At 70.8% G+C, this 14,146-nt stretch carries 14 protein-coding genes; 1 reads left to right on the top strand and 13 read right to left on the bottom strand.

From position 1 onward, the window contains the following. Nucleotides 1-6: 6 nt before the first annotated feature. The 11 genes from OPF83_RS09515 to ftsH form a co-directional block, all read right to left on the bottom strand. Entirely contained in the window at nt 7-777 is a 771-nt protein-coding gene (locus OPF83_RS09515) for a type III pantothenate kinase (protein ID WP_264887183.1), read from the bottom strand. 22 nt (nt 778-799) lie between these two features. Continuing rightward, entirely contained in the window at nt 800-1,225 is a 426-nt protein-coding gene (gene panD, locus OPF83_RS09520; protein ID WP_264887184.1) for an aspartate 1-decarboxylase, read from the bottom strand. Between the two features lie 3 nt (nt 1,226-1,228). Beyond that, nucleotides 1,229-2,218 carry a pantoate--beta-alanine ligase gene (gene panC / locus OPF83_RS09525; RefSeq protein WP_264887185.1) on the bottom strand — a complete coding sequence of 330 codons (990 nt, stop codon included), beginning with the start codon at nt 2,216-2,218 and terminating at the stop codon, nt 1,229-1,231. Continuing rightward, complete coding sequence (locus tag OPF83_RS09530) at nt 2,215-3,168, bottom strand: Rossmann-like and DUF2520 domain-containing protein (RefSeq protein ID WP_264887186.1); 954 nt, start codon at nt 3,166-3,168, stop codon at nt 2,215-2,217. Before OPF83_RS09530 ends, panC begins: the two co-directional genes overlap by 4 nt. A gap of 296 nt (nt 3,169-3,464) precedes the next feature. After that, on the bottom strand, nt 3,465-4,724 hold the full coding sequence (locus OPF83_RS09535; protein WP_264887187.1) for a DUF6779 domain-containing protein: 1,260 nt from the start codon (nt 4,722-4,724) through the stop codon (nt 3,465-3,467). Between the two features lie 109 nt (nt 4,725-4,833). Next, nucleotides 4,834-5,313: a DUF3180 domain-containing protein gene (locus OPF83_RS09540; RefSeq protein WP_264887188.1), complete on the bottom strand. Its 480-nt coding sequence runs from the start codon at nt 5,311-5,313 to the stop codon at nt 4,834-4,836. A gap of 1 nt (nt 5,314) precedes the next feature. Further along, nucleotides 5,315-5,839, bottom strand: coding sequence for a 2-amino-4-hydroxy-6-hydroxymethyldihydropteridine diphosphokinase (folK, locus tag OPF83_RS09545; protein WP_264887189.1), 525 nt, complete (start codon nt 5,837-5,839; stop codon nt 5,315-5,317). Next, nucleotides 5,836-6,213, bottom strand: a complete 378-nt coding sequence (folB, locus tag OPF83_RS09550; RefSeq protein WP_264887190.1) for a dihydroneopterin aldolase — start codon at nt 6,211-6,213, stop codon at nt 5,836-5,838. The genes folK and folB overlap by 4 nt, the downstream gene beginning before the upstream one ends. A gap of 2 nt (nt 6,214-6,215) precedes the next feature. Next, on the bottom strand, nt 6,216-7,052 hold the full coding sequence (gene folP / locus OPF83_RS09555) for a dihydropteroate synthase (RefSeq protein ID WP_264887323.1): 837 nt from the start codon (nt 7,050-7,052) through the stop codon (nt 6,216-6,218). Between the two features lie 41 nt (nt 7,053-7,093). Next, nucleotides 7,094-7,762 carry a GTP cyclohydrolase I FolE gene (gene folE / locus OPF83_RS09560; RefSeq protein ID WP_264887191.1) on the bottom strand — a complete coding sequence of 223 codons (669 nt, stop codon included), beginning with the start codon at nt 7,760-7,762 and terminating at the stop codon, nt 7,094-7,096. 33 nt (nt 7,763-7,795) lie between these two features. Further along, nucleotides 7,796-10,423, bottom strand: a complete 2,628-nt coding sequence (ftsH, locus tag OPF83_RS09565; protein ID WP_264887192.1) for an ATP-dependent zinc metalloprotease FtsH — start codon at nt 10,421-10,423, stop codon at nt 7,796-7,798. Nucleotides 10,424-10,605: 182 nt separating this feature from the next. Between ftsH and OPF83_RS09570 the strand changes: the two genes are divergently transcribed. Next, nucleotides 10,606-11,958, top strand: a complete 1,353-nt coding sequence (locus OPF83_RS09570; RefSeq protein ID WP_264887194.1) for an amidase — start codon at nt 10,606-10,608, stop codon at nt 11,956-11,958. 94 nt (nt 11,959-12,052) lie between these two features. Here the strand turns inward: OPF83_RS09570 and OPF83_RS09575 are convergent, their stop codons facing one another. Further along, complete coding sequence (locus tag OPF83_RS09575; RefSeq protein ID WP_264887196.1) at nt 12,053-12,391, bottom strand: hypothetical protein; 339 nt, start codon at nt 12,389-12,391, stop codon at nt 12,053-12,055. Between the two features lie 163 nt (nt 12,392-12,554). Further along, nucleotides 12,555-14,090 carry an acyl-CoA synthetase gene (locus OPF83_RS09580; RefSeq protein WP_264887198.1) on the bottom strand — a complete coding sequence of 512 codons (1,536 nt, stop codon included), beginning with the start codon at nt 14,088-14,090 and terminating at the stop codon, nt 12,555-12,557. Nucleotides 14,091-14,146: the final 56 nt, after the last annotated feature.

Here is a 14,146-nt window from a genome sequence, read left to right on the forward strand (position 1 = left end):
GCGGCGTTAGCAGTTGCGCTCGAACACCAACCGCAGCCCCTCGAGCGCGAGGTCCGGCTCGACGTCGGTCACCGTCCGGGATTCCTCGGCCACCACGTCGGCCCGCAGCCCGGTGAGCACGACAGAGGCGTCCGCCAACTCCGCGACATCGGTGCGCAGCCGGTCGACCAGGGCGTCGATCTGTCCGGCGAAACCGATCACGATGCCGGCCTGCAGCGCCGCGACGGTGTTCTTGCCGAGCGCCCCCTTGGGCCGGACCACCTCGATCTTGCGCAGCGCCGCCGCGCGCTCCGCCAGTGCGTCGACGGAGATGTCGATGCCGGGCGCGATCGCCCCGCCGAGCAACTCGCCGCGCGCGGAGATCGCGTCGACGGTGGTCGCCGTGTCGACGTCGACGACGACGACGGGACCGTCGAACAGTGAGTGTGCGGCCAACGCGTTGACGACCCGGTCAGAGCCCACTTCCCGCGGGTTGTCCACGAGGAGCGGCACCCCGGTCTTCACCCCGGGCGCCACCACGACGGACGGCAGTCGCGGCCAGTAGTCGGCGGCCATCCGGCGCAGTTCCCCAGTCACCGAGGGCACGACGGACAGTGCGGAGATCCCCTCCAGGCGGTCGGCGCACTCCCCCAGCAGGCCGCGGACGGTCAGCGCGAGTTCGTCGGAGGTCACCGACGGGGACGTTCGCACACTCCAGGTGCGCTCGAGCGGCCCGCCGTCCAGAGGGAATACGCCAAGCCGGATGTGGGTGTTCCCGACGTCGACGGTGAGAAGCATGGTCGCTGTGGTCGTCCGCGGCCTAGACGGCGGCGGGTTCCGGGACGCGCGGGTTCTTCAGGCCCGAGCCCTCGGGGACGTTCGCCGGGTCGTCGCCCTCGGTGAGCTTTCGGTTGTCGCCGTCGACAAACACCACGCGAGGCTTGTAGGTCCGCGCCTCGGCGTCCTCCATGATCCCGTAGGCGATGATGATCACCAGGTCACCGGGGTGCACGAGGTGGGCGGCGGCACCGTTGATGCTGATCACGCCGGAGCCGCGCTCGCCGGTGATGGCGTAGGTGGTCAGGCGGTTGCCGTTGTTGATGTCGACAATGTCGATCTGCTGGCCCTCGAGCAGGTCGGCGGCGTCCATGAGGTCGGCGTCGATGGTGCAGGAGCCGACGTAGTGGAGGTCGGCCTGGGTCACGGTGGCGCGGTGGATCTTGGACTGGAGCATGGTGCGCTGCATTGGTCAGCCTTCCTGGGAGTCTGCGAGGTCCTGGGCCAGCTCGGCCTGCTGGGCGGCGACGGTGGCCTCGGCGGCGGCGAGGAAGCCGGTGCCGATGGCCACGCCGACGTTGTCGATGAGGCGGGTGGTTCCGATGCGGGCCGCCACGAGGAGCCGGCCGGGGCCCTCTTCCGGCGGGTCGCCGAGGTCCGCGGCGCGGAGCTCGAGGTAGTCGAGGGAGATCTGCGGGCGTTCGGCGAAGACCGCGGCCGCGGCCTCGATCACGGCGTCGCGGCCGGCCTTGGCGGCGAACGTGCCGGCGACGAGCGCGGCGTTGATGGTGGTGGCCAGTTCGCGCTCGTCTTCGGACAGGTAGCGGTTGCGCGAGCTCATGGCCAGGCCGTCGGCCTCGCGGACCGTCGGCACCCCCACGATCCGCACGTCGAGATTGAGGTCGGCGACCATCTGGCGGATCAGGACAAGCTGCTGGTAGTCCTTCTCCCCGAAGAACGCCTGGTGCGGCGCGACGATACCCAGCAGTTTCGCGACCACGGTGAGCATGCCGGCGAAGTGGCCGGGTCGGGCGCCGCCGTCGAGGATGTCACCGGTCGGGCCGGGCTGCACGGTGGTGCGCGGGCCGTCGGGATACATGGCGGTGGCGCTCGGGGCGAACACCAGCTCGACGCCGGCCGCCGCGAGCTTGGCGATGTCCTCGTCGAGTGTCCGTGGGTAGGCGTCGAGGTCCTCGCCGGGACCGAACTGCAACGGGTTGACGAAGATGGAGACCACGACGACGGCGCCGGGCGTGCGGCGCGCAGCCTCGACCAACGCGAGGTGGCCGTCATGGAGCGCACCCATGGTGGGCACGAACGTGATCTGCTTGCCGACCTTGCGCAGCGATTCGGTGACCGCGTGCAGCGAGTCCGGCTCGTGATGGACGGTCAGCTCACCGCGCGTGTAGCCGGTGCCCGGGCGGCCCGGGACGGCGGTGTGGACCGGGAGGGAGGTGGTCATCGAAGCTGCTCCGTGAGGTCGGGGGCCAGGAGGTCGGTCACGTCACGACCGGCGCCACACCGGTCGGCGGTACGCAGGGCGGCGGCGCGGTAGCCGTCGGCGATCCCGCCGTCGACGTTCTCGAGTGCATCGAGGTGGCGGGAGACGGTCACGGCGTCGCCACGCATGACGGGTCCGGTGAGGGCGGAGTCGCCGGAGTTCAGGACGTTGTCGAGGGCGGCGCGGAGCAGTGGCTCGAGGGTACGGCGCGCGAGTGCCACCGCATCCTGGCCGCCCATCCCGTCGGGATCGCCCTCGACCGAGCCACCCGGCAGAACGGCAAAGGAGGCGGCGAGGGCGTCGGCGGCGTCGTTCACCAGCGTGACGAGGTGGTTGGCGCCGTGCGCGAGGGCGGCGTGGTAAAGGGCCCGGTGGGATTCGGCGACGGTGACGGGCAGTCCGCCGGTCTCCATGACGAGCATCTGCCCCACGACCAGTCCCGTCTCGTCCGGGGAGGTCAGGGCCCACGAGCAGCCCTGCATTCGGTCGATATCGGCCTCGCCGCCGGTGAAGGTCATCGCCGGATGGGCGGCCACCACCACGGCGCCGGCGTCCGCGGCCGGGCGGAGGACCTCGGCGCCCACTGCTCCGGCGACGTGCATGACGATGTGGCCGGGACGGAAGGCGTCAGCCTCGGCGAGCTCAGCCACGACGCCGGGCAGCGCAGAGTCGGGTACGGCCAGGATGAGGAGTTCGCCCGCCTCGGCCACGCCGACCGGGTCGGTGAGGCGTGCCTCGGGCAGGCGACGTGCGACGAGGTCCCGCGACCGCTCGGACCGTGCGACGACCGCGGAGACGACGTGGCCGCGCCGTTCGAGGGCCGCGCCCACGGCAGTACCTACGCGGCCTCCGGAGATGAGGCCGATGGAAAGGCGGGCAGGGGGTGTTCCGGTGACGCCGAATTCGGACATCGATGGGGCTCCAGTGCTCGATCCGTTCCAGGCCCACGAGTGAGTGGGTCCCAGACATCTCGCTGGCGAGGATAGTCCCGATGGGCGTCCACGTCGCATTTACGTGGCACACCTCACACCCCGCGCCATTCCGCAACCGCCCGACCCCCAAAACCAAGAATCCGCTACCCGGCCTGCTGATCCGCTACCCCTCTGCGGGTAGCGGATCCACAATTCGAGTAGCGGATCCTTTGGTGAGCTGGACCACGCGAGCTGGGTCAGACGAGCGAGCCGCAGCTGGTGGACCAGTGACGGCGTCAGTCCTCCGCGCGACGACGGCGACGGCCACCGGACGGGACGTCATCCCCACCGAGGCGCGCCATCAGCTCAGCCACGGAGAGCCCAGAGCCCTGACCGTGACGGCTGGCCGGCGCGGACTGCTCGCCCGACGACGAATCGCCAGCGGACGATTCCTGCGACGGGCTCGAGGTCGACTCCGACGGCACGCTCGAGGTCTCGGCCTCCGCCGCTCGACGCGCGGCCCGGCCGGAGCCACCCGTGGGACGGACCGCCGGGCGACGGATCTCACCCGAGTCAGTGTTCGCACCCGAGCCGGCGTTCGCGCCCGAAGGCGTGGCCGACGCGGAGCCGGAAGTCGATGCGGAGCTGGAGCCAGGTGCGGAGCCGGAAGTCGATGCGGAGCTGTAGCCAGGTGCGATGCCGGAACTGGACGCAGTGCCGGTGCTCGACGTGTCATCGCGGTCGGCGACCGGCGAGAGCTTCTCCGTGCGCTCGGTGCTCGGAGTGGCGCCCGGGCCGACGCCCGAGACCGGCGTGCCGGTACGCGTGCCGGTCTTCGCAGCTGCACCGGCGGCGGCGCCCGCAGCGGCTGCACCGGCGGCTGCGCCCGCTGCGGGTGCACCCGTTGCGCCGGAACCGGCGGCGGCGCCCGACCCGGACCTGCCGGCATCGGACTCCTGCGCGGCACCCGACGAGGGACGATCGGTCTGCCCCGGACGCGCTGCCGACGACTCGGACGGACGACGCCGCGGCTCGACCCGCTCGGACGGAACAGACTGCAGGTTCCCGGCACCGATCTGGGCGGCGGGAGCGTGCCCACCCACGGCGAACCTGTCCTCCGGGATGGTCACACCCATCGCGCCGAGCTGCTCACGCAGCGCCGCGATCTCGTGCCGCAGGGCCAGGACGGACTCCGACGTCTCGAGCCTGATCGAATCGCGGAGATCCTTCTCCACGACGAGCTCGTGCTCACGGCGGGCCGAGATCTCGCGCTCGAGCTGCAGCTCGTAGACGGTGTGCAGGTCGCGGACACGCGCCGACTCGGCGGCGGCCTGCCGACGGTAGCGGGCGACGAGGAACGCTCCGATGAAGGCCGCCCACAGCGCGGCCAGCGTTCCGACACGCATCCACACGGGATTGTCGGAGATGACCATCACCACGGTGGCCACCACCGCGAGGATCAGAAGCACCCCCAGGGCTATGCTCGCCAGATCGCGGTCCTCGCCGCGGCCTGGACGAGCCGACCTGGGCTTGTCAGTCGAGCCGTCGGAACTCATGCCCCGCATGATAGCGCCCGAACCACCAGTCACACCGGTGACCGACGCGTGTTGGTCCAGACGGCGACGGGCGGCCGGACCGCGGCCGCCGGGAACCGGATCCCGGACGTCACGTCGGCTGGGCGAGTCCGGGCACCTCGTCGTCGTCATCGGGCGGGGTCTGGCACACCCACTCCAGGAACAGGCCCGCCCCCAGTAACACCGCGCCCGAGACCAGCACGGCGATCGCCGCCGGCAGCTCCGCACGCGCGACCGCCAGTTCACCCAGGCGGAGCAGGAAGAACAGGGTGAGCCCCGCGCCGACCCCCGACATGGCCGCGCCGAGCACCGCGGACGCCTGACCCAGCGCCGCACTCCGGGCGATGGCCACCGGATGCATCTGGCTACGGTCCTGGCCGACGGAGCCGTCCGAGATGGCGGACCGGATACGCACCGCGAGGATCACGTCGATCACCGCCACCACGACGAGCGACACCCACGCGAAGCCGATCGGCGGCATCGAGCCGAGGAACGACCCCGTGAGCGCAAAGGCGGCCACGGCGGCGACGAGCGCCACCAGCACCAGCGTGGAGGCCGGTATCCGTGTCATGTCAGCCCTCCCACCCCTCGGGGGCCAGGCGCTGGTCGAGCCTCGTGACGGCCTCCACCTCGCCCGGGGGCAACTCCTCGATCAGGTCGCGCACGGGACGGGAGGAGAGGACGGCGTCCGGGTCGACCTCGAGCCAGGGCACGAGGACGAACGCCCGGTCGACGGCGCGGGGATGCGGGAGGGTGAGGACCGGGTCGTCCGAGGTGACGTCGGTGCCGTCCACCGTGGCGGTGACGACGTCGACGTCGAGCGTGCGCGGCCCCCAGCGGACCTCCCGCGTGCGATGGGCCTCGCGCTCGCGCCCGAAGCCCCAGTCGAGGACGTCGGCGGGGGTGCCCGGGTGGTCGACGACGAGGACCGCGTTGAGGAAATCGTCCTGCTCGACCCCGCCCCACGGTGGGGTCGAATACACCGATGAGACCGCGCGCAGGATCCCGTCCGCGGCGGCCGCCTCGGCGACACCGCGCAGCAGCCCGAGGGCGTCCCCTTGGTTCCCGCCGATCGACAGCACCGCCCGGCAGCTCATCCGGCCACACCCTCGCGCGTGCGCCGGGCCACCACCGCGACGTCCGAGAACTCGGCGGGAATGGGGGCCTGTGGCTTGTGCAGGGTCACCTCGACGGCGGTGGCGGTGGGCGCCATCTCCATGATCCCGTCGGCGATCCGGGACACGACGGTCTCGATGAGATCGCACGCCGGACCGGACACGATGTCGCGGGCGAGAAGAGCCAGTGCCCCGTAGTCGACGGTATCGGCGAGATCGTCCGAGGCCGCGGCCCGCGAGAAGTCGGTCCAGAGCACCACGTCGACGAGGAAGTCCTGGCCGTCGCGCTTCTCGTGCTCGAAGACGCCGTGCTTGCCGCGGACCTTGAGTCCGGTGAGTTCGATCCGGTCGGCCATGGTCACTCTCCCGCTAGTCGGGCTCGTCCCGCGCGTCCCGCGGACCACGCCGCGGCGACCCGGACGGCGTCCGCGCTCGGGACGACATCGTGCACCCGCACTCCCCACGCGCCTGCCGCGGCAGCGATCGACGTGACGGCCGCCGTGGCGGCGTCGCGCCCGGAGACCTCGCGGGGGCTGCCGTCCTGATCTGCCAGGAGCGCACCGATGAACCGCTTGCGCGAGGCCGCGACGAGCACCGGGAACCCGAGGTCGAGCAGCTGGTCGATGTCGCGGAGCAGCGCCCAGTTGTCGTCGGAGTCCTTGGCGAAGCCCAGTCCCGGGTCGAGGACGATGTCCTCGGCGGCGATGCCGGCGGCCAGCGCCGCGTCGGCCCGGCGGGCCAGGTGATCGCGGACCGAGCCCACCACGTCGCCGCCGTAATCGCTCCGGCCGCCCGCTCCCGCGTGGTAGTCGTCGGGCGAGACCCAGTGCATGAGGATCACCGGTGCACCGTGCTCCGCGACGACCCGGAGCATGTCCGGATCGGCGAGTCCGCCGGAGACGTCGTTGACGATTGTCGCGCCCTCGGCGAGCGCGCCTGCGGCGACGGATGCACGCATCGTGTCCACCGAGACGGGCACCCCGTCGGCGCGGAGTGCCCGTACGAGCGGGACGACCCGCTGCATCTCGTCGGACTCGGCGACCCTGATCGCGCCCGGCCGGGTGGATTCGCCTCCGACGTCGACGATGTCGGCACCGTCGGCGACCATCCGCCGAGCGTGGGCCACCGCGTCGTCGAACGCGAGGTGCCGTCCACCGTCGGAGAATGAATCGACGGTGATGTTGAGGATGCCCATGACCGCGCAGCGATCCGGTCGGGGCAGCCGGGGTGTCTCGCTCACGTGCCGCGCAGGAGGCCGAGTGCCTCCGCCCTGCTCGCCGCGTTGGACCGCATGATGCCGCGGACGGCCGAGGTGGTGGTGACCGATCCCGGCTTACGGATGCCACGCATGGCCATGCACAGGTGCTCGCACTCGATCACCACGAGCACACCCGACGGGTCGAGCCGGTCGACCAGCGCGTCGGCGACCTGGCTGGTCAGGCGCTCCTGGACCTGGGGGCGCTTGGCGTAGAGATCGACGAGTCGCGCGAGCTTGCTCAGTCCGGTGACCGCCCCGGACTTGCCGGGGATGTAGCCGATGTGGGCGACCCCGTGGAACGGGACGAGGTGGTGCTCGCAGGTGGAGTAGATGGGGATGTCCCGCACCAGCACCAGTTCGCGATGGTCCTCGTTGAAGGTCTTGGCCAGCACCTCGGACGGGTCGGCGTACAGGCCCGAGAAGACCTCGCGGTAGGCACGGGTGACCCGGGCGGGCGTATCGCGCAGCCCTTCCCGGTCCGGGTCCTCACCGACGGCGATCAGCAGTTCACGTACCGCCGCCTCGGCGCGCTCCGCGTCGAACACGCGGTCCGTGCTCGCGCTGCCCGTGCTCGCACTGTCAGTGCTCGTGTTGCCCGTGGACACAGACACCTCGTCGACCCCGGGGCGATTCTCTGTGGTCGTCATCAATCCTCTTCTCAGACGTCTACGACCGGGAGGTCAGTCGTCACGTTCCCACGGCGCACGCCACTCCGGATCCTTGTCCTCGCGTCGGTGCGAGCCACGAGAGGACCGCCCGGAATCGGCATCCGGGTTAGTATCCGCGACGGTCTCCGATCCGGAACCGGCGGGCGTGGACTCTGTGGGCTCCGTTGCCGACCACGCCCGCGGCGACGTAGCGGACCAGTCCGGCTGCGGATCCCGCTCATCATGGCGAGCCGGGGCCTGCGGAGCCTCGGAGGTCGCGGGTGTCCCGATGGCCTCGGGGGCATCAGGTGCGCTGGGGCCGTCCGGAGCCGACGGCGACTCGTAGCCCGCCGTGCGCTCGCCCGAGGCGGGGTACGCCTGGAGGCGGGTCGTCTCCGCGGTACTCGGCGCCGCACTCGGCGCGGTCGAGCCGTTCGACGGCTGCGGAGGCCAGCCGGGAGCCGACCAGCCCGGGGGCGGCGGGGTCCCGTAGGACGGGATCGTCGTGGTCCGGGCGTCCGGGCCGGAGCCGGAGCCGACTCTGCTGCCGGCGCCGCCGCCACCGTCGGCACTGCTGCCGTTCCCGTCGCGTCCGGCAGGAACCGGGTACGGGGCATCGGGGCGGGGATCCCCGGACACCGGACCGGGGTCGCGTTCGGTGTCGCGGCTGGCGGGCAGCACCGGCATGGCGAAGGGGTCGGTCACCGGCGGGGGCCACGGCTCGCCGCGCTCCTTGGCCAGCTCACCCGGGGTCTTGATGGGCGGCTGGGTGGACGGGATGCGGCCACCGAAATCGTCGAACTCGGTGATCCGGGGACGCTTGACGACATCGGCGAACAGGCGCTCCAGATCGTCCTGCCGGAGTGTCTCCTTCTCCAGCAACTCCCCCGCGACCGCGTCGAGGATGCCGCGGTTGGAGTCCAGCACCTGCCACGCCTCGGTGTGCGCCGCGTCGATGATCCGCCGCACCTCGTCGTCGATGATCTTCGCGACCTCGGGCGAGTACTCGGCGCCGCCCCCGCCACCGCGACCGAGGAACGGGTCCCCGCCCTCACTGCCGTACTTGACCGCGCCGAGCTTGGCGCTCATCCCGTACTCCGTGACCATCGTCCGGGCGATCCGGGTGGCCTGGTCGATGTCCGAGCTCGCGCCCGAGGTGGGGTCGCCGAAGATGTACTCCTCGGCCGCACGGCCACCCATCGCCATGACGATGCGCGCGATCATGTCCGCGCGGGTCATCAACGACTTGTCGTCCTCCGGCACGACCAGCGCGTGACCGCCGGTGCGCCCACGGGCCAGGATCGTGACCTTGTGGACCGGCTCCAGGTCCTCCATCGCCCACGCGGCCAGCGCGTGGCCGGACTCGTGATAGGCCGTGACCTTCTTCTCGTGCTCACTGATCACGCGGTGCTTGCGACGCGGGCCGCCCACCACGCGGTCCGTGGCCTCTTCGAGGATGTCGATCGAGATCTCGTCGCGACCCATTCGCGCCGCCAGCAGAGCGCCCTCGTTGAGGACGTTGGCCAGGTCCGCGCCAGACATGCCGATGGTGCGCTTGGCCAGCGAGTTCATGTCCACGTCCGCCGCCAAAGGCTTGCCCACCGAGTGCACGGCGAGGATCGCCTCGCGACCACGGAGATCGGGGTTGGTGACCGGGACCTGCCGGTCGAAGCGACCCGGGCGGAGCAGTGCCGGGTCCAGCACGTCCGGTCGGTTGGTGGCCGCGATGAGGATGACCGTCGACCGGTCGTCGAACCCGTCCATCTCCACGAGCAGCTGGTTGAGCGTCTGCTCACGCTCGTCGTGACCGCCGCCCATGCCCGATCCGCGGTGGCGCCCCACCGCGTCGATCTCGTCGACAAAGACGATGCAGGGCGAGTTCTGCTTGGCCTTCTCGAACAGGTCGCGAACGCGGGACGCGCCCACACCGACGAACATCTCCACGAAGTCCGACCCGGAGATCGAGTAGAACGGCACTCCCGCCTCGCCGGCCACCGCGCGAGCCAGCAGAGTCTTACCGGTACCGGGCGGACCGTAGAGCAGGACGCCACGCGGGATCTTCGCGCCGAGCCGCTCGTATCGGGCCGGGTTCTGGAGGAAGTCCTTGATCTCGTTGAGTTCCTCGACCGCCTCGTCCTCGCCCGCGACGTCGGCGAACGTGGTCTGCGGCATGTCCTTGGTGAACTCCACCGCGCGCGACTTACCCACACCGAACAGGCCGCCCTTGCCGCCCTGCATGCGCGACATGAAGAAGAACAGCAAACCGAACAGGATGAGCATCGGCAGCAGGAACGAGGCCATCTGCATCAGGAAGCCCTGCTGCGTGACCTCCGTGTCGTACTTCTCCGGCTCCGCCGCTGCGACCCGGTCGAAGATCTGGTCCGCCGCCCGCTCCGGGTACTTGGCGATGATCTTGTCGGTCGCGTCCTCCCCCTCGGCCGGGCTGACGGGTTCGGTGAGCTCCAGCCGCAGCTGCTGCTCCCGGTCCTCGATCAGGGCTTCCTTGACATTGCCTGCGTCGACCTGAGCCAGGGCCACCGAGGTGTCGACCTCGGCGTACCCGCGCTCGTTGTTCGCGAAGAACGAGAAACCGACGATCATCAGGATGATGACGCCTGCGATCGCGACGTTGCGGAAGACGGTGCTGCTCTTTCGATCCATTCGGTCCTCGTGTGGGGAGAACGGCCCCGCCGGACGGGGGACCAGGTGTTGCGACCGACTGGGTCGGTATCTGACCAGGCTACCTGCGAACTCCGACAGCCGACCGGCCTGATCGCCCACGGCGGACAGCGTGATCGAGGAGCGCGAACGGACACCGGGCTCGTCGTCGTACGATCGTGGCCGTGACCAGCCCCCTGCCCACCGCCATCGACACCGCCGACGCCGTGCGTTCCGGCGAACTCGGCGCCCTGGAGGCCCTGGACGCCGCCGTCGACCGGATCACCGACGCCGATCCGACCCTGCGCGCCTTCACCTCGATCCTCCGCGCGGACGGACGGGCCGCCGGCGCCGCCGTCGACGCGATGGGCCCCGACCAGCGCGCGGCACTCCCCCTGGCGGGGGTCCCGCTGGCGATCAAGGGCACCGTCACCCTCGACAACCCGGTGGTCACGCCCCTGCTGGCGGCCGGGGCGCTCCCCGTCGGGATCACCGCGACCCCCCAACTGTGCACGTGGGGGATGACCGATTCCGACGCCCACGGCATCACCCGCAACCCACTGGACCTGTCCCTGACCTCGGGCGGATCCTCGGGAGGCTCGGCCACGTCCGTCGCCTCCGGGATGGTGCCGCTCGCGATCGGCGACGACGGCATGGGGTCGCTGCGCATCCCCTCCGCCGCCTGCGGCCTGGTCACCATCAAACCCGGAACCGGCGTGGTCCCCACCCGGTTGAGCGCCGGGAACTGGGGCGGACTCGCCGAGTCCGGACCGCTGGCGAGGACGGTCGCCGACGTGGCCCTGGCCCTGTCGGTCATGGCCGGACGCCCCGAGCTCGCCTCCCCCACAGAGGTGCCGGAGGGCACCCGGATCGGCCTGTCCGTCGCGAGCCCGATCCGCCTCGGGCTCGATCTGGTCCGCATCCACGAGCCGTGGATCCGTGCGGCCCGGGACGCGGCCTCGATCCTGCGTGGGCGGGACCTCGTCGTCGTCGACACCTCCCTCCCCTCCCCGCGCGATCCGGTCCTCTACCTGGCCAGATGGACCTCCGCCGTCGCCCGGGCGGCCGAGGCCGAGAACCTGCCGCTGTCCGCGATGGAGCGTCGGACCCGCCACCACGCGCTGCTCGGGCGCACGGTGTTCCGCAACGGGATGGCGGGCGACGGCGACACCCGCTGGAACCGCGGGGTCGAGGCACTGCGCGCCGAGGTCGAACGCGCGATGGACGCCGCCAGCGTGGACGTGTGGCTCACCCCGGCACTCGCCGACCTCCCGCCCGAGGCGACCGACTGGCACCGCCGCTCCTGGGGCCGCTCACTGTGGGCGTCGATGCGGTTCGCGCCGTTCTTCCCGCTCGCCAACGTCCTGGGCTGGCCCGCCATGACCGTGCCGTGCGGCTCCACGCACACCACGCTCGGGCGGTACCTGCCCACGTCGGTCCAGTTGGTGGGTCGCCCCGGGTCCGAGGCGACCCTGTTGGCGCTCGCCGCGGCGATCGAGAGGGGCGACGACGACAACGCCCGCACCGCGGGTCGCTAGCCGGGCACCCGGCCCGATCAGTGGATCGGGCAACCGGCCTGGTCAGCGGATTCGGGCGGCCGGCCTGGTCAGCGTGTTCGGGCGGCCGGCCTGGTCAGTGGATCGGACAGCCCGCGGGGGTGGCCGGCGTCCCGTCGTGGTGGTCGTACGGGGTCGACGTGATCCCGTTCTTCCTCGCCGAGACCCGCGAGGTCACCATGTTGATCCGCCAGAACCGGTCGCCGTTTCGGCCCCGCCACCTCAGACGCTGCTCCCGGAACGGCAGCGCGTCGACCGCCCTGTTGATCGCGATGTTCGCCGTCACCAGAGCGCCGACCACCTTCACCCACGGCGCGATGGTGATGTCGTGAGCCGGAGTGGACGCGATCAGCGCCCGCGTCGCCGGCTCGCCACCGAAGTACGCCATCATCCCGAGTAGCGGCGCGATCGTCATCCTGCCGCCGAAGGTGAGGTTCCCGTTGGCGTAGGAAGCAACAACCTGCTGTGGGGCTGGCGTTCACGTTCGAATTCGGGGGTCCGGTCCATGCCGGCCATTGTTCACTACACGTACTGCCAGGAGAGTCGTTCACTACTCGCAGTGCTGGACAGGCCGCTCACTACGCGTACTGCTGCACGATCCGGCGCTTGACCAGCTTGCCCGTCGGCGTACGGGGCAGCTCGTCGACGAAGTCCAGTCCGCGGGGCATCTTGAAATCCGAGATGGTGCCCCGCAACGCCCCGAGGATCTCCTCCGCCAGTTCCGGCCCGGGCTCGCGCCCCTCGGCAGCCACCACCACCGCGTACACCTTCTCCCCCAGATCCTCGTCGGGGATGCCGATCACGGCCACGTCCTCGACGGCCGGGTGCAGCACGAGCGCGTTCTCGATCTCCTGCGGGTAGATGTTCACGCCGCCCGAGATAATGGTGAACGCCTTGCGGTCGGTCAGGTAGAGGAAGCGGTCCTCATCGAGGTAGCCCACGTCGCCGAACGTGGCCCAGGTCGGGTGATCGGGGTGGCGGACGGACGCCGTCTTCTCGTCGTCGCCGTGGTACGAGAAAGAGTTCTCGTCGTTCTGCCAGTAGATGGTCCCGATCTCGCCGGTCGGGAGTTCGTTGCCGTCGTCGTCACAGATGTGCGCGATCCCCTTGAGCCCGTCCTTACCCACCGAGCCCGGCCGCTCGAGCGCCTCCTGCGAGTTGATGAACGTGATGCCCATTCCCTCGGTGGCCGAGTAGTACTCGTGGATCACCGGGCCCCACCACTCGATCATGCGGCGCTTGACCTCCGGCGGGCACGGCGCGGCCGCGTGGATGGCGTGCGTCAGGCTCGACAGGTCGTACTTCGCGCGCGTGGCCTCCGGCAGCTTGAGCATGCGCACGAACATGGTCGGCACCCACTGCGAATGCGTGACCTCGTACTCCTGGATGAGCCGCAGTGACTCCTCCGCGTCGAAGCGGTCCATGAGGATCACCGTGCCGCCGACCGAATTCACCACACCGCAGAACCGCAGCGGCGCAGCGTGATACAGCGGCGCCGGGCACAGGTAGATGCTGCTCGCATCGAAGCCGTAGAGGAAGCTGAAGATCGGCGTGTAATAGTCCGGCACCTCGTCGATCTGCCCCTCTGGCGGATCGACGCGCACGCCCTTCGGCCGGCCTGTGGTGCCGGAGGAATAGAGGAAGTCGTGGCCGCGGGGCTGATCCGCCGGCGCCTCGGTCGGCTGCCCCTCAAGCAACGTGCGGTAGTCCTCGAAGCCGGCGAGTTGGCCGCCGAACACCACGCGGTGCTCCACGCTCGGGTTCGCGCCCTCCGACAGATCGACATGGTCCGCCACTGGCGCGGAGACGAACAGAGCGCGTGCTCCGCAGTCGCCGATGATGTAGGACGACTCATCCGCGGTGAGATGGTGGTTGATGGCCGCGATGTAGAGGCCGACACGCAGCGCTCCCCAGTAGATCTCGAGCATCTCGAGGGTGTTGTCCGAGACCACCGCGATGGTCTCGCCGGGACGCATCCCCCAGTCGTCGACCAGCAGGTGCGCGAGCTGGGCCGATCGGGCCTCGAGCTCGGCGTACGTGACTTGCTCGCCCGTGGCGGGGCGGATGGCGGCGGGCTTGTCGGGCGTGGTGGCGGCGAAGGCTCCGGGGTACATGCCGCGAGCATATATCCGACATGTGATGCGCATCACGGTTTTCGGACCATGGTCCA

It is taken from the genome of Dietzia sp. NCCP-2495 (assembly GCF_026011735.1).
In the GTDB taxonomy this organism is placed as follows: domain Bacteria; phylum Actinomycetota; class Actinomycetes; order Mycobacteriales; family Mycobacteriaceae; genus Dietzia.

Excerpts from the sequence above, each read along its gene's own strand:
- OPF83_RS09535 (WP_264887187.1), bottom strand. The coding sequence starts at position 4,724 with ATGAGTTCCGACGGCTCGACTGACAAGCCCAGGTCGGCTCGTCCAGGC.
- panD (WP_264887184.1), bottom strand. The coding sequence starts at position 1,225 with ATGCAGCGCACCATGCTCCAGTCCAAGATCCACCGCGCCACCGTGACC.
- OPF83_RS09580 (WP_264887198.1), bottom strand. The coding sequence starts at position 14,090 with ATGTACCCCGGAGCCTTCGCCGCCACCACGCCCGACAAGCCCGCCGCC.
- folP (WP_264887323.1), bottom strand. The coding sequence starts at position 7,052 with ATGGGCATCCTCAACATCACCGTCGATTCATTCTCCGACGGTGGACGG.
- OPF83_RS09515 (WP_264887183.1), bottom strand. The coding sequence starts at position 777 with ATGCTTCTCACCGTCGACGTCGGGAACACCCACATCCGGCTTGGCGTA.
- folK (WP_264887189.1), bottom strand. The coding sequence starts at position 5,839 with ATGAGCTGCCGGGCGGTGCTGTCGATCGGCGGGAACCAAGGGGACGCC.
- folE (WP_264887191.1), bottom strand. The coding sequence starts at position 7,762 with ATGACGACCACAGAGAATCGCCCCGGGGTCGACGAGGTGTCTGTGTCC.
- OPF83_RS09540 (WP_264887188.1), bottom strand. The coding sequence starts at position 5,313 with ATGACACGGATACCGGCCTCCACGCTGGTGCTGGTGGCGCTCGTCGCC.
- OPF83_RS09575 (WP_264887196.1), bottom strand. The coding sequence starts at position 12,391 with ATGACGATCGCGCCGCTACTCGGGATGATGGCGTACTTCGGTGGCGAG.
- ftsH (WP_264887192.1), bottom strand. The coding sequence starts at position 10,423 with ATGGATCGAAAGAGCAGCACCGTCTTCCGCAACGTCGCGATCGCAGGC.
- OPF83_RS09530 (WP_264887186.1), bottom strand. The coding sequence starts at position 3,168 with ATGTCCGAATTCGGCGTCACCGGAACACCCCCTGCCCGCCTTTCCATC.
- panC (WP_264887185.1), bottom strand. The coding sequence starts at position 2,218 with ATGACCACCTCCCTCCCGGTCCACACCGCCGTCCCGGGCCGCCCGGGC.
- folB (WP_264887190.1), bottom strand. The coding sequence starts at position 6,213 with ATGGCCGACCGGATCGAACTCACCGGACTCAAGGTCCGCGGCAAGCAC.